At 70.6% G+C, this 18,761-nt stretch carries 17 protein-coding genes; 5 read left to right on the top strand and 12 right to left on the bottom strand.

The annotated features are described in order from the left end of the window. Positions 1-37: 37 nt before the first annotated feature. Positions 38-1,015 (bottom strand): UDP-glucose 4-epimerase GalE, encoded by a 978-nt coding sequence (gene galE / locus ACFXKG_RS00060; protein WP_384829765.1) that lies wholly within the window; start codon positions 1,013-1,015, stop codon positions 38-40. Next, entirely contained in the window at positions 1,012-2,055 is a 1,044-nt protein-coding gene (galT, locus tag ACFXKG_RS00065; protein ID WP_384829768.1) for a galactose-1-phosphate uridylyltransferase, read from the bottom strand. The genes galE and galT overlap by 4 nt, the downstream gene beginning before the upstream one ends. Before the next feature lie 162 nt (positions 2,056-2,217). Here galT and ACFXKG_RS00070 point away from each other — a divergent pair, with 162 nt between their 5' ends. Both ACFXKG_RS00070 and ACFXKG_RS00075 read left to right on the top strand, forming a co-directional pair. Beyond that, on the top strand, positions 2,218-2,637 hold the full coding sequence (locus ACFXKG_RS00070; protein ID WP_384829771.1) for a hypothetical protein: 420 nt from the start codon (positions 2,218-2,220) through the stop codon (positions 2,635-2,637). Next, complete coding sequence (locus ACFXKG_RS00075) at positions 2,634-3,023, top strand: hypothetical protein (protein ID WP_384829774.1); 390 nt, start codon at positions 2,634-2,636, stop codon at positions 3,021-3,023. Before ACFXKG_RS00070 ends, ACFXKG_RS00075 begins: the two co-directional genes overlap by 4 nt. A gap of 29 nt (positions 3,024-3,052) precedes the next feature. Here the strand turns inward: ACFXKG_RS00075 and ACFXKG_RS00080 are convergent, their stop codons facing one another. The 4 genes from ACFXKG_RS00080 to ACFXKG_RS00095 form a co-directional block, all read right to left on the bottom strand. Continuing rightward, a complete protein-coding gene (locus ACFXKG_RS00080) occupies positions 3,053-3,769 on the bottom strand; it encodes a LuxR C-terminal-related transcriptional regulator (RefSeq protein WP_384829777.1) in 717 nt (238 codons plus the stop codon). Positions 3,770-4,121: 352 nt separating this feature from the next. After that, positions 4,122-5,987, bottom strand: coding sequence for a PQQ-binding-like beta-propeller repeat protein (locus ACFXKG_RS00085; protein ID WP_384829779.1), 1,866 nt, complete (start codon positions 5,985-5,987; stop codon positions 4,122-4,124). Positions 5,988-6,104: 117 nt separating this feature from the next. Next, positions 6,105-8,030, bottom strand: coding sequence for a PQQ-binding-like beta-propeller repeat protein (locus ACFXKG_RS00090; protein WP_384829782.1), 1,926 nt, complete (start codon positions 8,028-8,030; stop codon positions 6,105-6,107). A 253-nt stretch (positions 8,031-8,283) separates the two neighbouring features. Next, entirely contained in the window at positions 8,284-10,116 is a 1,833-nt protein-coding gene (locus ACFXKG_RS00095; protein WP_384829785.1) for an ABC-F family ATP-binding cassette domain-containing protein, read from the bottom strand. A 154-nt stretch (positions 10,117-10,270) separates the two neighbouring features. On the opposite strand from ACFXKG_RS00095, the gene ACFXKG_RS00100 reads away from it, so the two are divergent. From ACFXKG_RS00100 to ACFXKG_RS00110, 3 genes are read left to right on the top strand one after another with little or no spacing between them, the layout of a single operon-like run. Beyond that, entirely contained in the window at positions 10,271-10,570 is a 300-nt protein-coding gene (locus ACFXKG_RS00100; protein ID WP_384829788.1) for a hypothetical protein, read from the top strand. Between the two features lie 10 nt (positions 10,571-10,580). After that, complete coding sequence (locus ACFXKG_RS00105) at positions 10,581-12,176, top strand: alpha/beta hydrolase (protein WP_384829791.1); 1,596 nt, start codon at positions 10,581-10,583, stop codon at positions 12,174-12,176. Between the two features lie 20 nt (positions 12,177-12,196). Then, entirely contained in the window at positions 12,197-12,727 is a 531-nt protein-coding gene (locus ACFXKG_RS00110; RefSeq protein ID WP_384829794.1) for a hypothetical protein, read from the top strand. A gap of 27 nt (positions 12,728-12,754) precedes the next feature. On the opposite strand, the gene ACFXKG_RS00115 is transcribed toward ACFXKG_RS00110, so the two are convergent. The 6 genes from ACFXKG_RS00115 to ACFXKG_RS00140 all read right to left on the bottom strand — a co-directional run bounded on the left by ACFXKG_RS00115 (position 12,755) and on the right by ACFXKG_RS00140 (position 18,287). After that, a complete protein-coding gene (locus ACFXKG_RS00115; protein WP_384829797.1) occupies positions 12,755-13,609 on the bottom strand; it encodes a hypothetical protein in 855 nt (284 codons plus the stop codon). Beyond that, a complete protein-coding gene (locus tag ACFXKG_RS00120) occupies positions 13,596-13,952 on the bottom strand; it encodes a hypothetical protein (RefSeq protein ID WP_384829800.1) in 357 nt (118 codons plus the stop codon). The genes ACFXKG_RS00115 and ACFXKG_RS00120 overlap by 14 nt, the downstream gene beginning before the upstream one ends. 64 nt (positions 13,953-14,016) lie before the next feature. Continuing rightward, the gene (locus ACFXKG_RS00125) at positions 14,017-15,027 is read right to left on the bottom strand and encodes an NAD(P)H-dependent glycerol-3-phosphate dehydrogenase (RefSeq protein ID WP_384829802.1); all 1,011 of its coding nucleotides are present in this window, start codon (positions 15,025-15,027) and stop codon (positions 14,017-14,019) included. Next, on the bottom strand, positions 15,024-15,905 hold the full coding sequence (locus tag ACFXKG_RS00130; protein WP_384829805.1) for a class I SAM-dependent methyltransferase: 882 nt from the start codon (positions 15,903-15,905) through the stop codon (positions 15,024-15,026). Before ACFXKG_RS00130 ends, ACFXKG_RS00125 begins: the two co-directional genes overlap by 4 nt. Continuing rightward, entirely contained in the window at positions 15,902-17,050 is a 1,149-nt protein-coding gene (locus tag ACFXKG_RS00135; protein WP_384829808.1) for a YcaO-like family protein, read from the bottom strand. The genes ACFXKG_RS00130 and ACFXKG_RS00135 overlap by 4 nt, the downstream gene beginning before the upstream one ends. Then, complete coding sequence (locus ACFXKG_RS00140) at positions 17,037-18,287, bottom strand: TfuA-like protein (RefSeq protein ID WP_384829811.1); 1,251 nt, start codon at positions 18,285-18,287, stop codon at positions 17,037-17,039. Before ACFXKG_RS00140 ends, ACFXKG_RS00135 begins: the two co-directional genes overlap by 14 nt. Positions 18,288-18,761: the final 474 nt, after the last annotated feature.

Genomic DNA, 18,761 nt, shown 5'->3' on the forward strand with positions numbered 1-18,761 from the left:
CTTCGCTCGTGCGGGCTCGTGGAAGCCCTGGTGCTCGTCAGTGCTCGGGGCGCGCGAACGCCCACGCGTCCGCGACGATGCCCGCCAGGTCGGCGCGGCTCGGGGCCCAGCCCAGGCGGCGGTGCGCGGTCTCGGCGGAGGCGACGAGGACGGCCGGGTCGCCGTCCCGGCGCGCGGCCATGACCTCGGGGATCGGGTGGCCGGTGACCTTGCGTACGGTCTCGATGACCTCGCGGACCGAGAAGCCGTTGCCGTTGCCGAGGTTGCAGATCAGGTGCTCGCCCTTGGTGGCGGCGTCGAGTGCGCGCAGGTGGGCCTCGGCGAGGTCCGCGACGTGGATGTAGTCGCGTACGCAGGTGCCGTCCGGCGTCGGGTAGTCGTCGCCGTAGACGGAGATCGACGGGCGGGTGCCGAGGGCGACCTGGAGGACGAGCGGGATGAGGTGCGACTCGGGGTCGTGGCGCTCGCCCGCCGTCACGCCGGAGCGCGCGGCGTACGCGCCGGCGACGTTGAAGTAGCGCAGGGAGACCGCCGCGAGGCCGTACGCGGTGCACTCGGCGCCGATCATGTGGTCGACGGCGAGCTTCGTGGCGCCGTACGGGCTGGTGGGGGCGGTCGGGTCGGTCTCCGTGATGGGCGTGGAGACGGGCTCGCCGTAGGTCGCGGCGGTGGAGGAGAAGACCAGCTTGCGCACGCCGGCGGAGCGCATCGCGGAGAGCAGCGCCATGGAGCCGCCGACGTTGTTCTCCCAGTACTTCTCTGGCTTGGCGACGGACTCGCCGACCTGCGAGGACGCGGCGAAGTGGAGCACGGCCTCGTACGAGGGGTCGAGGTGCTCGGCGGCGTCCTGGATACGGCCCTCGATGAACTCGGCGCCCTCCGGGACCCCGGCGCGGAAGCCGGTGGAGAGGTCGTCGAGCACCGTCACCGCGTGCCCCGCCTCCAGCAGATGTGCGGCGACCACGCTGCCGACATATCCCGCACCGCCCGTGACCAGGTACTTCTTCGCGCTCACTCGCTTGCTACCTCTCGCAGTCGCTCGGCCGCGGCCTCCGGCGGCACATCGTTGATGAACACACTCATGCCGGATTCGGAACCCGCGAGGAATTTCAGCTTGCCGGAAGTGCGGCGGATGGTGAAAAGCTCAAGGTGAAGCGCGAAATCGTCCCGCCCGGCGGCCCGGAAGGGGGCCTGGTGCCAGGCGGCGATGTACGGCGTGGGCGGTTCACCTTCGCCGAAGATCCGGTCGAAGCGCCTCAAGAGTTCCAGATAGATCTGTGGGAATTCTGTGCGCGCCGCGTCGTCGAGCCCCCGCAGGTCGGGGACGCGCCGCTTGGGGTGGAGGTGGATCTCGTACGGCCAGTGCGCGGCGTACGGCACGAACGCGACCCAGTGCTCGCCGTCGAGCACGATCCTGGCCCCGTCCGCGACCTCCTTCGCCACGAGGTCGTCGAAGAGGTTGCGGCCCGTCGCCTCGCGGTGCGCGGCCACGGAGCGGAGCATCAGCGCGGAGCGCGGGGTGACGAAGGGGTACGCGTAGATCTGCCCGTGCGGATGGGCGAGCGTCACGCCGATCTCGGCACCGCGGTTCTCGAACGCGAAGACCTGCTCGACCTGCGGGAGTTCGGCCAGCTCGGCGGTGCGGTCGGTCCAGGCCTCCAAAACGAGGGCGGCCTGTTCGTCGCCGAGGTCGGCGAAGGACGCGTCGTGGTCGGAGGTGAAACAGACGACCTCGCACCGCCCGGAGTCCCCGGCGAGGGACGGGAAGCGGTTCTCGAAGACGGCGACGTCGTACTCCGGCTCGGGGATCTCGCTGAGCCGCCCGTCCCGGGACGGGCAGAGGGGGCACTCGTCGGCGGGCGGGTGGTACGTACGGCCCTGCCGGTGCGAGGCGATGGCGACGGAGTCGCCGAGGAGGGGGTCGTGGCGTATCTCGGAGGTGGTGGCGACGGGGCCGAGCGGACGGCGGTCGGGGGTGTCGCGGACGGCGTCGTCCCGGGAGTCGTAATAGACGATCTCGCGCCCGTCGGCGAGTCGGGTCGACGTCTTCTTCACTACGGGACTCCCTCGCGCTCCAATCAAACAAAAGCGAACACAATAAATCACAAATCGACAGTCGAGGTCAAGAGGGAAGAGCCTTGAGATCAAGAGGAAAGAGTTCGGATCAGAAGCGAAGAAGGAGCATTACGGGGCGTATACGCGACGTATCCTGGCCGCGTGAAAGACGCAAAAGACGTGATGATCCGTGTCCCCGACACCGTCCGCGACCGCCTCGCCGTACTGGCGGAGTCCCGCTCCATCTCCATCAGGGCCCTGCTCCAGGAGTTCGCGGAGTCCACGCTGACACCCGAGGAACGGGAGGAGAGGGCCGCGGAGGCGAGGCAGTACATCTCGGAACACTTCGGGGTACTGGTCAGCGACGCCGACGAGACCGCGCTGCAGCGGAAGATCGACGCGACCTTCCACCGCGCGTACGCCGGCGGAACGGCGGAAACCACCGAGCCCGCCGGAGCGGCAGGGACCAACGGCGGGGCAGCGACCAACGGCGGGGCACGGACCAACGGAGCAGCCGGGGCGGCCGGAGCCAACGGCGCGGCCGGAACCGCCGAAACGAACGAGATCCAGGACGCCGCGTGAGCCTTCAGCACCTCATCCTCGACGATCCGACCCTGCTGGCCCTGGGCGGTGGGAACAGGCCCGCCTCGACCCTCGTCATGCGCGGTTACCGCAACCCCGATGTACGCCTCCTCGTGCCCACGCTCTGCCTCCTCGAAGCCGACCGCAAACGGGAGGGAGTCGGGGTCCACGCCGGCTCTCTGGACGCGTTACACACCGTCGACCTGGATTTCGCCGGAAGTCTCCACGTCGCCGAACTGGCCCGGACGGGCGTGCCGATCGGCATCGCGCACGCTGCGGTCACGGCCACGCCGACAGCCGACCGGCCGGCCGGCGCGATCGTCGCGACGGTCGCGCCCGAGAACTACGAGGGCCTGCGCGTCACCGTCCTGGACCTCAACAAGTAGCCCGCCGTGCATACTTCCGGGCCCGGCCCTCACCCGGTCGGGCCCTGTTCCGCGTCCGTCGGCGTCCGGGGGCGCGTCGTCAGTACGGCGGCGCGGTCCAGGAGGCCCGTGCGGGCCGCCAGGGCCGCGGCCTCCAGCCGGGAGCCGACGCCCAGTTTCATCAGGACCCGCTGCACATGGGTCCTGGCCGTGCTCGGCGCTATGCCCATGCCCGCCGCGATCAGCCGGGTGTCCTCGCCCTCCGCGACCCGGACGAGGACCTCGATCTCGCGCGGGGTGAGCATCCGCAGCAGCCGCTGGCCCTCGTCGTCCGGCTGGGCCGCCGGGTTGAGCAGTTCCGTGAACGCGCCCTGGAGGAGCTGCGGCGCGACCGCCGCCTCCCCCGCCCGCGCCTTGACCATGGCCCGCTCGACGCCCTCGATGCGCTCGTCGTGCCGTACGTAGCCGGACGCGCCGGCCGCGAACGCCGCCGCGATGCCGCGCGGGCTGGGCACCGGGCCCAGCACCACGACCGCGACCTGCGGGCGCTCCCGCTTGATCCGTACGATCGGGTCGAACGCGCCCGGCTCCGCCGGTGCCGCCGTACCCATCAGGCACACCTCCGGCGCCCTGCTCACCACCAGCTCCGCCACGCCCGCGGTCGGCGCCGCCGCCGCGAGCACCCGGTGCCCGCGCAGCTTCAGTGCGGAGGCGAGCGCCTCGGCAAGCAATCTGTGATCGTCGACCACCATGAGCCGCACGCCCATCGAGCAACCCCCATCCCCGCTGGTCCCTGGCCCCCCGGCCTCTGACCCGGCAAGCTACACGCTTGTTCGACATCGCGCGCCCCTTACCGGTCAGAAGCCCCCCGGATCAGCGAAATTCGTCCTGTTCAGGGCAAGTTGACCGCACATTCAGCCGTTCCGGGGACGCGAAAGGATCACTCTCTGATCATGCGTGAGCGGCCCCGCCGTCATCCGGCGGGGCCGCTCATCATGTCGTACGACGCGGGTCGTGCACGCCCGATCGACGCATCCCGTCAGCGCGCGGTCAGGGCAACCTCAGTCACCGTCGGTGCGTCCGTCAGCGCATCCGTCAATGCGTCCGTCAGCGCGTCCGTCAGTGCACAGAGAACATCACCGCGAGGTATTCCTTCCGGCTGCTCGCGCTCGACGGCTCGCTCAGCATGACGTCCGAGATGAACAGCCGGCCGTCGCCGTAGAGGACCTCCGAGTAGTCCTCGCTGAAGCCGGTCTCCGCGTCACGGACCGACTCGTCGGACGGGTTCCGCATCAGCACCGTCTGCTTGAAGCTGCCGCCGTCGATGGAGACGATCTCGCCGCCCTTGTCGTAGGGGGGCCGCTTGTAGGCGATGATGTTGTTGCCGTCCATGCGGAGCGGGGAGATCGTGTACGTGCCGCCCGCGTCGGCCCGGTCCGAGGTGGTCTTCCCGGTGGCCAGGTCGTACGAGATGATCTCGTTCGTGTCGCCGTAGTCCTCGCCCGGCGCGTCGTGCTCCTCGGTCGGCAGGTAGAGCCGGTCGTTGCCGACCGCGATGTGCTGGCACTTCTCGACCTCGGTGGCGCCGCACTCCGCCGCCATGTTGCCCGCCGGGAACTTGGCGCGCAGCTTGCCGGTCTTCTCGTCGATCGAGAAGAAGTCCGAAATGCTGCTGCCGCCGGTCGCGGTGTCACCGACGTCGGCCGCGACGACGAGCGGCTTGGTGGAGATGATGCCCGCGTAGCTGACCCCGGCGGGCATCTTGAACGTCGAGATCACGGCGCCCGTGAGCGGGTTCACGTTCTGGATCGAGACCTGCGGGTCGTCGTACGAACCGCACTTGCGGGCCGCGACCAGCCCCTCGCCACCGCCGTACCCCATGTCGTAGCAGCCCTCGGCGCTCACCTCGGGCTTCCAGCGGACCTTGCCGTCGGCGACGGCGAACGCCGCGCCACCGTCGGTGCCGCCCGCCGCGACCGTATCTCCGCTGAGGGTGATCTCGCTGAAACGCACCTTGTCGTCACCCGAGTTGGACCCCTGGACGGACTTGCTCCAGACCAGCTTGCCGGCCGCCAGGTCGATCACGCCGACCTCGGTGCACTGCTGGTAGTCCTTGCTGCTGGTGCGCTTGGCGGGCTCGAACGCGATCGCGGTCAGCTTCTCGTCCGTGACGTGCTTGGTCGCCGCGCAGACCTGGCCGGCCAGCGGGATCGTCCAGAGCTGGGTGCCCTTGTCGCGGTCGTACCCGACGATCTGGTTGAGGCCCGTCTTCACATAGGCCGTGTCGGTGAGCCAGGAGCCGGTGACATCGGTGATGTCGGTGACCTTGGGCAGCGGGACCTGGTAGCCGACCGTGGACTTGGTGTTGGACGACGCCTTCTCCGAGCCGCCGCCCTCGACCCCCTTGCCGCCGCCGGTGCCGCCCTCGGTGGAGCCGGACGAGCCGCCCTTGGCGTCGTTGTCGGATTCGCCGCCGGAGGACGCGAACCAGATGCCGCCGCCGATGATCAGCACGACGGCGACGGCCGCGGCGACGATGATCTGCAGCTGCCGGTTCGGCTTCTTGCCGCCCCCGGGCGCGGCGGGGCCGCCCGGCCCGCCGGGCATTCCGGGCATGCCGGGGGCTCCGTACGGACCCTGCTGGGCGTACGGACCCTGCTGGGCGTAGGGGCCTTGTTGCCCGTACGGAGCCTGCTGGGCGTACGGGACTTGCGGCTGCCCCGGCTGCCCGGGCTGCCCCGGGTAGCCGTACCCCTGCGGGGGCGGGGGCGTCTGGGGCGGCGTCTGCGGATACCCGTACGACGGGTCCTGCGGCGGCGGCGTCGGCGCGCCGAAGCCACCGGGCGGCGGGTCCTGCGGGGCCCCGAACCCGCCCGCGGGCGGTTCCTGCGGGGCGCCGAATCCGCCCTGCGGCGGCCGGCCCGGCGGTGTCGGAGGCTGGTTGGGCGGCTGGTTGGGCGGCGGCGGTGGAGGTGGCTGCGTCATGGGCGTACGTACCTCGGGAAAGTCAGAAGGGAGAGGAAGTGAGGAGAGGCGAGGCAAGGAGAGAAGACGAGGGAGGAGGGAGAGGAAGGAGACGGAGCGGGGACGCGACGCGTGACGTCACTCGCCGAAGGCCATCATCGTCTTCGTCTGCAGTTCCTCTTCGTCGTTGCTCGCGCTGACGCGGCCGCTGGTCAGATAGAACCGGCCGTCCGCATAGAGGTACTTCGCCGAGTAGAAGGAGGTCTCGATCCGGGACGTCGAGGCCGGGTGCTGCTGGATCGTCTTCGGGTCGCCGCCGGTCGGCTCGATCGTCGCGACCGTGCCGCCCTTGTCGTACGAGGCGTCCATGTAGAGGAGGACCTTGCCGCCCTCCATACGCAGCGGCGTCATCGTCCGGCCCTCGGGCGCCTTGGAGCGCCACTTGGGCTTCCCGGTGTCCAGGTTGAAGGCGATGACCTCGTTGGTACGCGAGGTGGAGCCCGAGTCGGGCGCGGTCGCGATGTAGAAGTTGCTCGCGTCCGCGGCGACCCCGACGCAGCCCTCCAGGTTCTGGCCGAAGACGATGAAGCTGCCGCCGCAGTTCGGCCGGAACTTGTCCTTGCCGCCGTCGAGCTGCGAGCGCAGGGTGCCGTTCGCGGTGAGCCCGAGGATGCTCCAGGTCTTCTCGTCGCTGTTCTCGACCGAGATGACGAGCGGGTCGAGGGAGTAGACCTTCTGAAGGTCCCACCCCTTCGTGAGCCGGTACGACCACTTGGCCTTGCCCGTGGTCGGGTCCAGCTCCGAGACCCGCTTGTCCTCCAGGCCGCAGTCCATGCCGGCGATCAGTTTGGCGCCGCCCGCGAACGACTCGGGCTGGCAGTCGCCGTCCTGCTTGCCGAAGAGTTCCTTGCCGTCGCTGACGCGGTATCCGTCGGAGTTGCTGGAGCGGCCGACGGCGACGGTGTCCCCGCTGATGGCCAGCGTCAGTTCACTGACGAAGTCCCAGGTCCCGTGCTGGGCGACCGTCTTCTTCCAGCCGGCCTTGCCGGTGGTGAGGTCGATCATCTGGAGCTGTGTGCACTTCGACTTCTCGGTGTTGGAGTCCTCGAAGGCGATGACGATCTTGCCGTCGTCCGTCGCCGAGTGGGGCGCGGCGCACACGGGGGCGCTGGTCGGGATCGTCCACTTCTTCTTGCCGTCGCTCGCGGAGTAGCCGACGACCGACTTGTACATGGCCTTGACGATGGTGTCGCCGACGAGCCACGGGCCGTACACGTCGGAGCCGTTGCGCGGCAGGTCCACGTCGTTGGTCTGGAGCCAGGCGATCTTGGACTCACCGTCCTTGCGCCCGGCGTTGAGGTCGTCGTTCGCCTCCCGGCCGCTGCCGCTGCCGTCGCCCGTGTCGACGTCGTCGTCGGAGCCGGAGGAGTCGTCGGGCTTCGCGTCCTCGCTCTTGTTCGCGACCGGGTTCTTCCCCTGGCCGCCGTCGTCGCCGCTGAGGGCGAACCACGTACCGCCGCCGACCACCAGCAGTCCGGCGACGGCCGCCGCGACGATGACTCCGGGCTTCCCCTTGAGGAAGTTCTTGCCGCCAGGGCCGCCCGGGTTGCCGCCGTAGGGCGCGGTGGGCGCGCCGGGCTGGGAGGGATAGCCGTATCCGGGCTGGGGGTTGTACGGGCCGGGCTGCTGACCGTACGGCCCCGGCTGCTGCTGGTACGGCCCCGGCGCCTGGTTGTACGGTCCCGGCTGCTGACCGTACGGTCCCGGCTGCTGCTGGTACGGTCCCGGCGCCTGGCCGGGTGCCTGCGGGTAGCCGTATCCGGGCTGACCGCCGGGCGGCGTCTGCGGGTATCCGTATCCGGGCCCCGCGCCGGGCGCGGGCGGCGCCTGCGGCGGCTGGGCCGGTATCTGCGGCGGCTGCGCGGGCGGCGTCGGCGGCTGGGCCGGCGGCTGCGCTCCCCCGTACGGCGAACCCTGAGGCGCCCCCTGCGGCGGACCCTGTGGTGAATCCTGCGGAGCTCCGAAGCCCCCCTGCGGCGGTTGCTGGCTGGGTGGCTGGGTCATCAGCGCTTTCCCCCTGTTTTGCTGCGGATCACGACCCGGTCGTACTCCCCCGCGATCCCGGCGGCCGGACAGAACGGTCGGCCGGAATGGAGCGATTCGGGCATGGGTTCCGCATCGTCACATCAGTCGAGCGGGGCTTCTTTCTATCACTCGGACGGACGTACGGGACGGGCCGGTCCGCCCCTGTTCCCAAGGGAGGACCGGCCCGTGACGCGCTCGTTATGCGCTCTGCACACCGTCTCTACGCATGCGGCTAGGCGTCCTCCGCCAGCTCCAGCCAGCGCATTTCCAACTCGTCGCGCTCGGCCTTGAGTTCACGGAGCTGCGCGTCCAGTTTCGCCACCTTCTCGAAGTCTGTGGCGTTATCGGCGATCTGCTGGTGGAGAGTCTTCTCCTGGCCGTCCATCTTGGCGACCTGCCGCTCGATCTTCTGGAGCTCCTTCTTCGCGGCACGGTTGTCCTTGGCCGAAACCGGCCCACCGTCGGCCGCCCCGGCCATCGCGGCGGACGGGGACGTGGACGACGACACGGACGCCGGGACAGCGGACTCGACGAGCCTGCGGCGGCGCTCCAGGTACTCGTCGATCCCACGCGGCAGCATGCGCAGGGAGCGGTCCCCGAGGAGCGCCATCACCTTGTCGGTGGTCCGCTCGATGAAGAACCGGTCGTGGGAGATGACGACCATGGAGCCGGGCCAGCCGTCGAGCAGGTCCTCCAGCTGGTTGAGCGTCTCGATGTCGAGGTCGTTGGTGGGCTCGTCGAGGAAGAGGACGTTCGGCTCGTCCATCAGCAGCCGCAGCAGCTGGAGCCGGCGCCGCTCACCACCGGAGAGGTCGCCGACCGGCGTCCACTGCTTCTCCTTCGTGAAGCCGAACTGCTCGCAGAGCTGGCCCGCGGTCATCTCCCGGCCCTTGCCGAGGTCGACCCGGTCCCGTACCTGCTGGACCGCTTCGAGCACCCGCAGGGTCGGCTTCAGCTCGGTGACCTCCTGCGAGAGGTACGCCAGCTTCACCGTCCGGCCGACGACGATCTTCCCGGCCGCGGGCTGTTCGTCGCCCTGGCTGCGCGCGGCCTCGGCGAGGGCGCGCAGCAGCGAGGTCTTGCCCGCGCCGTTGACGCCGACCAGGCCGATCCGGTCGCCGGGGCCGAGGTGCCAGGTGAGGTGGGCGAGCAGCACCTTGGGGCCGGCCTGGACGGTGACGTCCTCCAGGTCGAAGACGGTCCTGCCGAGCCGGGCGTTGGCGAACTTCATCAGCTCGGAGGTGTCGCGCGGCGGCGGCACGTCGGCGATCAGCTCGTTGGCCGCCTCGACGCGGAAGCGCGGCTTCGACGTACGGGCCGGGGCGCCGCGGCGCAGCCAGGCCAGCTCCTTGCGGACCAGGTTCTGCCGCTTGGCCTCCTCCGTCGCCGCGATGCGCTCGCGCTCGGCGCGGGCGAAGACGTAATCGGAGTAGCCGCCCTCGTACTCGTGGACAGCACCGCGCTGGACGTCCCACATCCGGGTGCAGACCTGGTCGAGGAACCACCGGTCGTGCGTGACGCAGACGAGCGCGGAGCGGCGGGCGCGCAGGTGCTCGGCGAGCCAGGCGATGCCCTCGACGTCGAGGTGGTTGGTGGGCTCGTCGAGAATGATCAGCTCCGGCTCGCCGATCAGCAGCTTGGCGAGCGCGATCCGCCGCCGCTCACCGCCGGAGAGCGGCGCGATGACGGTGTCGAGCCCCTGCGGGAACCCGGGCAGGTCGAGCCCGCCGAAGAGCCCGGTGAGCACATCGCGGATCTTGGCGTTCCCGGCCCACTCGTGGTCGGCGAGATCACCGATGACCTCGTGCCGGACGGTGGCGGCCGGGTCGAGCGAGTCGTGCTGCGTCAGCACACCGAGCCGCAGCCCACCACTGTGGGTGACCCGCCCCGTATCGGTCTCCTCCAGCTTGGCGAGCATCCGGATGAGGGTGGTCTTGCCGTCCCCGTTCCGCCCGACGACACCGATCCGGTCCCCTTCGGAGACGCCGAGAGAGACACCGTCGAGCAGCGCACGGGTGCCGTACACCTTGGTGACTGCCTCGACATTGACCAGATTGACCGCCATCAACGCTCCTGTACCGGGGAAACTCGACCGAAGGTCGATCGACGTACCAGCGTAGTCGCCCCGACGGACACCACGGCCTGAGGTGGTTCACGGCTCCCGCATAAGATCGCGCGTAGCACAGAGCCATGGCGCGACATCGGAGGGTGAGGATCACGTGACCCACGACCTCGATATTTCCGCGGGCGAGTTGAGGGCTTCGGCCGGGGCGGCGGACACCCTGGTGACGGATCTCCGGCCGCTCCTGAAGAGGGCGGTGGACGACCTGGCCGCCGCCTCGGCTTCCTTACGCGACTGGACGGCCGGCCCACGGCTGGAGGAGACCGGCGAGGGCTGGGGCAGCGCACTCGGCGCGCTCCGCGACAACCTCACCGAGCACGCGCGGGGACTGCGGCTGCTGGCGAACGGCCACGACATCACGGAACGGGAAGTCCTCACTTCCTTCCGGGGCTGGTGAGGCGGCCGTCATGCCGGAGAACTTCAGGCGCCTGTTCACGCAGGACTTCTCGGATCTGGAAGCGGCGGTCTCCTCCTGGAAGAAGCTCGCCGAGGCGCTGGGCAGGACCCGGACGGACAGCGGCAGGCGGGTGACCGGCCCGCTCCACAAGGCGAACTGGACAGGCCTCAGCGCGACGTGCGGCTTCGGAGCGATGGAAGCCACCGAGAGCAAGCTGGGCACGGCGCAGCTCGACGCCCAACTGATCACCACGCTCCTGGACACCCTCCGGACGAAGATGGCGGCGGCCCGGCGCAGGCTGCGCACCGCGGTGGCCGACGCGGAGGCAGCGGGGCACACGGTCCGGGACGACGGCTGGGTGGAACCGAAACAGCCCTTCGCCCCCGAGCACCGCAACGACCCGGACCACGCGGCCCTCCAACAGAAGGCCAACGCCGGACTCGGCGAATTCCGGGCCCGTATCGACCAGGCCCTCGCGGACGCCGAAACCGCCAGCCATCAGGCGGCCGAACTCCTCCACCGGATCGACCCGTTCGACCTGGACAAGCGCTACGGCGGCGCGAACGCCCAGGAAGACGCCACACGGGTCGCCGAGTTCGCCGGGATCAGCCAGAAGGACATCCCGGACGGCAAGGACCCGAAGCAGGCGGCGGGGTGGTGGGCCGCCCTGGGCGAGGACGACCAGCGCTTCCACCTGGCCGCGTTCCCGGACCAACTCGGCGCGCTGGACGGCCTGCCGACGACTGCACGGGACCAGGCCAATCGGACGGTGCTGGACATGAAGCTGAACGATTACGCGCTGCGGGAGGGCAGCCTGGGTTATCAGGAGCGAAGCCATTTCCGCTCCTTGAGTTCCCTCAAGGACCGCCTGGAAAAGGCGGACACCGGCCCTGCCCACAAACAGCAGTATCTGCTCGGCTTGAGCACGAAGGGGCACGGGCGCGCGATCGTGGCGATCGGGAACCCGGACACAGCCAAACACACGGCGGTCCAGGTCCCGGGCACGGATACCCAGTTGGGGAATTTCGGGGGACAGATCGACCGGGTCAACAAGTTGCAGAACGCAGCGGGAGGCTGGAACGGCGGAGACCCCAAAGACATCTCCACCATCGCCTGGTTGGGCTACGACGCTCCGGAGATCAACAACAGCGTCATCACCGACGGACGAGCGCTGGACGGAGCCGAAGACCTTCGCAACTTCACGCACGGCCTGCGCACCGCCCACGAAGGCGAACGTTCGCACTTGACCGTCCTCGCCCACAGCTATGGCTCCACCACCGCGGGAGCCGCAGATGCCGGGGGCCGAGGGCTGGACGCGGACGACATGGTGGTCGTGGGGAGTCCTGGCCTGACGGTCGACCGCTCCGATCAGCTACACATCAACCCGAAACGCCTGTGGGTGGCTGCCGCCCCCGACGATTTCATTTCCAACCGGACCTCCGGCCTCACCTTGGGCGAGGACCCGAAAGAGCCCGAGTTCGGCGCTCAGAGGATGTACGTGGACACCAACGGGCACAGCGGCTACTGGGACGACAACAGCCAAAGCCTGGAGAACATGGGGGCCATCATCGCCGGGCAGCAGCCGGGCCTCGGAGTGAATTCCTGATGGTAAGGAGACACGGGTCCATGCGCGTCATGCGCCAGAGCATTGCTGTTCTGGCACTCACTTTGCTGCTAGGAGGCTGCATGTCCGAAGGCGAAAACAGCGCCAACGCTCCCCTGCCCCGGATGGGCAAGAAGAAGGCCGAGGAATGGGCCAGGCACTGGACCGAATCCATGGCCCGGACCGCCAAGGCCGAGATCGAGCCCGGGACCGACCCCGAGGTTCCCGCAGCGAACTTCACCAACTGCACCGGCAAGAACGGTGAGTCGGCCGATGATGGAAGGTTCACGTTGCGTTACTCCGTGCGCGCGAGGCTTCCGCAGTCCCAGCACGCCGAAGCTGTACGGACGATCAGGGACACCCTCAAGGAGCAAGGTCTGGAGATTCAGGACTTCCGCAGCGATCCCACAGCCAGCCCGCCCAATCTTCTCTACGCCAGGCACCCGGCGAACCACCAGTTCATCTCAGTCCGAGACAGCGATGAGGAGCGCCTCGTCCTGATCGTCAGCACCCCCTGCCTCCTCCCACCCGGCGCCGAGCAGCAGCAGTTCTGACACCTGATGGCCAGGCCCGGAGGGTTGTCAGACGGCGAAGGCGATATAGGTGCCGACCGTGAGGCCCGAGAAGGTGAGCAACTGGCGAGGTTTGAGGCAGGTGAAGGCCGCGTGCATTCCGATCCCGGCGACGATGGCGTACGGCATCGTCGCCGGGATGAGCAGCGCGAGGGGCAGCGCGATCTCCGCCGTGATGACGGTGGCGGCGACCAGTCGCCAGAGGCGGATGTCCCGGCCGGTGAGGTTGCCCAGGTGGCGGCGGACGAAGCCGGGAACGGCGTACTGGCGCCGGTAGGGGAGCTGGTCTTTGACCTGGGTGTAGACGTGGATCCATTGGGCGAGGTACAGGCCGCTGCGGAACTGGGGCGAGCGGATTTTCTGCCAGGCGCTGTTCCAGTAGATGTCCGTGGTGATCAGCACGAGAAGGCACTGGGCCCAGGTGTTGGCCGTGCTGGGGCCGTGCTCGATGCGGAGCCCGTGGCCGAGGTCACCGGCGACGAGGAGGCAGGCGCCGGTCAGCAGCGTGTAGCGGACCGCGTTCGGACTCCGGAGGTAGAGGAGTTCCATGGCCGCCCCGGCCAGAACCACCAGAAGCGAGAGTCGGGGTGCCAGGCCGGCGGCCAGGGCGAGGGCGGCAGCCGTACGGACGATCAGAACGGGCCGGTAGGCGCTGATCAGGAGGCGGGCCCGGGTGGGGCCGAAGCCCTGTTCCGCAAGGTGGGAGCTGAGTGATCCGGGGGTGAACCGGTCCCAGCCGCCCTGTCCCAGGGAGAGCGCGAACCGCAGCGTGCAGACGGTGCCGAAGATGATACGGAACCACTGGAGCCGCCCGGGGTCGGTGGGGTGCTGAAATCCTGAGGCGATCGCGTCAAAGAGCCACATGGCTGTCCTTCACCGTGATGGGCTGCTCGCCGGTCGCGGACAGGAGACGGCCGTGTCCGTCGATCCGGTCGTACCGTCCGTTGTCCGTGAGGTGGGAGACGATCGCCTGGAGCTGGGGCGGGCCGAGGATGAAGGAGCCCGGGGACAGATAGTCGTAGACGTTCACCGGCTCGGTGCGGCCGTCCTTGGTGCCGGTGAGCGAGATGATGGTGAAGGTGGCCCGGCAGAACATCTTCCAGCGGAGCCAACGGCCGGGCAGGTGGGTGAAGCCGGTGATCATCCACCCCACCAGGGCGGCGGTGACGACGAGTTGGGCAGCGGGCAGCACAGTCGAAGCGTGCATGACAGGGGCCTCCGGTACGGGAGGTGAGGGTGCGGGCAGCGCGCCCCGCGGCGGGGCGCCGGGGTCAGCGCTCGGGTTTCGCGGGCCGCTGCATCAGCGCGGCCGCGGCCTCGTCGAGGGTGACCTTCTCGTGCAGCAGTGCGGAGACGATGGTCGTGATCGGCATATCGATTCCGTGGGCGTGGGCAAGGCCGAGGATGGCCTCCGCGCTCTTGACGCCCTCGGTGGTCTGCCGGGTGGCGGCGGTGGCCTGGTCGACGCTCAGGCCGCGGCCGAGGTGTGCCCCGAAGGTGCGGTTGCGGGAGAGCGGGGAGAGGCAGGTGGCCGTGAGGTCGCCCATGCCCGCCAGTCCGGCGAGGGTGGCCGGGTCGGCGCCCAGGGCCGTGGCCAGCCGGGTGGCCTCCGCCAGTCCCCGGGTGATGAGCATGGCCCCCGCGTTGTGGCCCAGGCCCATGCCCGCGGCGATGCCGACCGCGAGGGCGATCACGTTCTTCACCGCGCCGCCGAGTTCGCAGCCGATCACGTCGGCGCTGGTGTACGGGCGGAAGTACGAGGTGTGGCACGCCGCCTGGAAGCGGTGGGCGGCGCCCTCGTCCGTGCAGGCGACGGTGGCGGCGGCGGGCTTGCCGTCCATGATCTCGCGGGCGAGGTTCGGCCCGGACAGCACCGCGATCCGCTCCGCCGGCACGCTGGTCACGTCGGCGATGACCTCGCTGGAGCGCAGTGCGGTGCCCTGCTCGATGCCCTTCATCAGCGACACGATCACGGTGTCCGGGCCGATGAGCGGCGCCCACACCGCGAGGCTGGCCCGCAGGGACTGCGCGGGGATCGAGAGGACCAGGTAGTCCGCGCCGTCCAGCGCGGTCGCCGGGTCGGTCGTGGCCACCAGGGACGAGGGCAGTTCGATGTCCGGGAAGTACCCGGGATTGCGGTGGCCGGTGTTGATCGCGTCGGCGATCTCGCTGCGGCGGGCGTGCACGATGACGTCGGTGCCGGCATCGGCCAGGATCTTGGCGACGGCGGTACCCCAGGCACCGGCCGAGAACACCGCCGCACGGGCGGGACGCTGGCTCACTGCGGGGTCCTTCCACCGGTCGCGGCGCCGTCGCCGGGGTGGCGGCCGGGCCCGCTCATCCTATCGGCCGCCCCGGGCGCGGCCGGTGCCTGCACCGAGCGGCGCAGGGTCAGCAGCACCGCACGCCGACCCGCCAGGACGGGCAGCATCCGCTCCGCCTCACGCAGCATGTTCTGCGCCTGGACGTCGCCGAGATCGCGCCGCAGTTCCCCGGCGTGGCTGACCCACAGCCGGTACAGGCGCTCCCACATCGCGGGCTCGGCGGGCCGCTCGTCCACGTGCTCCACGGTGAGCCCGGCGGCGCGTGCCTGCTCCTGCCAGACGGGTTCGGCGCCGCGCCGCAGCGCCCGGGTGAGGACGAGCCGGCCGCCGGGCGCCAGGATGCGGCCGAGTTCGCGTACCGCTTCTGTTCGGTCCGTGGCGAAGCTGAGGGCGTCCACGCACACGACACCATGGGCGCATCCGTCGGGCAGGCCGGTGGCTTCCAGCCGCGAGACGTGGAAGGCGGCGCGGTCGGCGGGGACGAGGAAACGGGTGCGGCGGGCGGTGGCCTGGTCGACGGCGACCGGGGACAGGTCGAGGCCGACCAGGCGGGCGGCGAGGGCGCGGGCCAGCCACAGTCCGATGCCGCCGGTGCCGCAGCCCGCGTCCACGAGGAGCCGACCGGGCTGTATCCGCAGCCGGGCGGCCATCAGCCCGAGCAGAGGCCAGTCGCATGAGCTGGAGGAGGCGATCTCCTGCGGGTGGTCCTCTCCCATCGCCGCGGCGTACAGGCGGGCGACCAGGTCCGTGCGCGCCCGCGCGGCATGGAACGCGTCGAACTGTGCTGCGAGCTGTTCGGCGGGCGCGGCGGCCGGGGTGGCAGTGGGGTGTGTCATCTGGGCATCGCCCTCCTGATGCGTGAGCGGGTACCGGGAGCGACAACCTGGACCGCGTGGACAAGGTCGGCCGCGTCGGACAGGTCCAGCGCAACCGGCTCGTGCCCGGTGACTTGTTCGACCCGCCGCGCCACTTCCCGGGCCTGGCTGGCGAAGCCGCCCCGGGCCGGGCTGAACCGGGCTGCTGTCTCCGGCCACGGAACAAGCCCGTCGTGCCGCGCCGGGTGGAAGGACGAGGTGTCGAGCGGGGCGGGTTCGCTCGGGAGGTCGTCGCGTGTCCCGGCGATGGCCGTCACGCGTGATTGCGCGGCCTCGGTCAGTGCCCGGGTCAGTGCGATGGCCGGGATGGTGTGGCACCCGCTGCCGGCGAACACCACCGGGAGATCCTCCGACCACAGGTAGGCCAGGCACACCGGCAGCCCGTACGGGCCGTCCACGAGCGCCAGCTCCAGCGACATCCCGGCCGCCGTCAGCCGGTCGATCACCTGCCGGCCGTAGGGGTCATCGACCGTGCTGGGGGCGACCAGTATCCGACGTCGTCCGCCGTCCGCCCCGTCCCGGTGGAGCACGTCCCGCTCGACGACCTCGAACAGGGCGTGCAGCAGTGCCTCGTCCCGGGTGCTGCCGCACGCCAGGCCGGTGCTGGTCGCGCGCAGCAGATCCGGGCCCCACTGCGGCCGCTGCGCCCGGCGGCGGACCAGGTCGAGTGGCAGCAGGGCTTTCTCCCCGCTGAGCAGGCCGGTGCCGGGGGTCCACTCCCACGCGATCCGGGCCAGCGTCCGCCGGTCGTACGGGACGGTCAGCGGCAGAGCATCGAGGGGACAGTCCGGGGCGACGTCTGCGGCCGGGCCGCGCGCCTCTACCGGTAGTGGCTGTTCGACGTGCCACAGCTCGATCGCCTCCATGACTGCCGAGAGCTTCGCCAGCAGGTCGGTGGCGCCTTTGCCCTGGGAGGCGCTCAGCGTGAGAGAGGCGGGCCGGACCGCCGTCCACACCGGCAGCCCGATGCAGTCCAGACCGGTCAACCGGGCTACCCGGGTGATGCCGAAGGACGGCAGGCGCCCGGCCACTCGCGCCCAAGCCTGCTCCGCGGTGCGGGCCCGCACCGTGCCCGGCAGCGCCACCAGTTCCTCACCGCACACCATGGCCCGCCCCCACCGGTTCGCTCCGCTCGTCCAGGAACCCGGGCACCAGCCGCTTGGCCGCCTCCACGGCGCGCGCCCCGTATACGAGCCCCCGGGCGGACGCTTCCGCGTCGAACCGCTCCGGCGGACACCGCCACACCTCCAGCAGGATCCGGCGGGTGAGATCATCGCGTACCGCACCGGTCCAGAACCCCGGCCGACCGCGGTACGCCAGCGCGAGAGCCTCGGCGTACCGGGCGACCGCCTGCCGGTCCTCGCGGGTCTCACCGGCCAGCAGCAGGCCCACGCTCGCCTCGTCCCGCAGATCCACCGCGGGACGGAACACCTGATGGGCAGCCAGGTCCCCGCCGCCGACCGCGGCCAGCCGCGCCGCGAGCGGCAGGCCCGGCCCGCCGCCGCCCGGCTGCCGGGAGCGGTGTTCGAGATAGGCGGCCCACCTCTGCCCGAAGGCCGGATCGAACACCTGCTGGTAGACGAGGCGGTCCTCGGTCGACAGGTCCAGCCCGTCCACGCGGCTCCGGGCGAAGAAGTTGGACCACCGGCGCAGGTGGACCGTCTCCCGGCCCCGTCCCGGGAATACGGCCGGTGGCTCCCAGCCCTCCCGGGCGGTGCGCACGGCCGCCAGGGCATCGGCGCGCTTGACGTCGCCAAAGTACTGGTCCCGTTCCCGCTGGTCGGCCAGCCACCGCTCGAACACTGTCTGCCCGTGGCAGCGGCAGACAGCCCGCAGCGCGGCCGTCGTGCGCTGCGGGTAGTACACCGTGCGCAGCGCCGCCAGCAGCCCGGCGGCCCCCTCTGCGTCCAGCACCCCGGCCCGGCGGGCCAGCTCCAGGATGTGCCGGAGGGTGACCACCGGCCAGGTCAGCGCGATCCGTTCCCCGTCCGGGGCCTGGCCGACCGCCACCTCGTCGTCGCCGTCGATCTCCCCCCGGGCGTAGGCGGCGTAGACGCTGCCGACGCCGAGCATCCCGAACGGCGCGAGTTCGACCGCCCGCAGCGCGCCGATGCTCGCCGCCCCGATCACCCGCACGCCCCGGCCCATCGCGGCCAGGATCTCCTTGTGGCGCAACGCCGGCGCCTGGTGGTATACGCCGTCGATGAGTACTGCGGTGTCGCCGTGGCGGATCGCCGCGGCGAACAGGTCTCCGTGCCGGGCCGGCGGCCACACCCGCACGCCCGGCGCGGTCAGTACCGGCTCGGACCGCGGCAGCGTCGGTCCGACGAACACATGAATCACTGCGACCTCCATGGTCGAGCGCAAGGGGTGCCCCACCCCGGGACCCAGCAGGAACCGCGAGGAGGGGCACCCGGTTCGGGACGCGGGAGAGGACTACTCCTCGTCCTCGACGTCGACGGCGACCACCACGGGGCCGGTGATCGCGTCGCTCTCCTCCGCCGCCTGGGCGCTGACGGCGGCGGTCTGGGACTTGGGCACCATGAAATTCCTCCTACGGAAAGGGGGGTCAGCGGGCCGGATCGGCGCGCCCCACCAGTGCACCGCCCCGCCCGGCCCACGGCCACCCTGTCCGGGCGACGACTCAGGCCCAACTGTCTTTGCCTGTTGCCGACTTGCGGCGAATCAGGGGTGAAGTCGGCACCTTCACCGGCTGGCCGAACCGCCTTCCGTGACCGGCCCGATCCGCTACCGTCGGAGCCGGGGCGAAAAGGGGGAAAACATGGGCGGGCGCAACGGAGCGCCGAATTACCAACT

It is taken from the genome of Streptomyces sp. NPDC059255, assembly GCF_042752355.1.
Classification (GTDB): Bacteria; Actinomycetota; Actinomycetes; order Streptomycetales; family Streptomycetaceae; genus Streptomyces.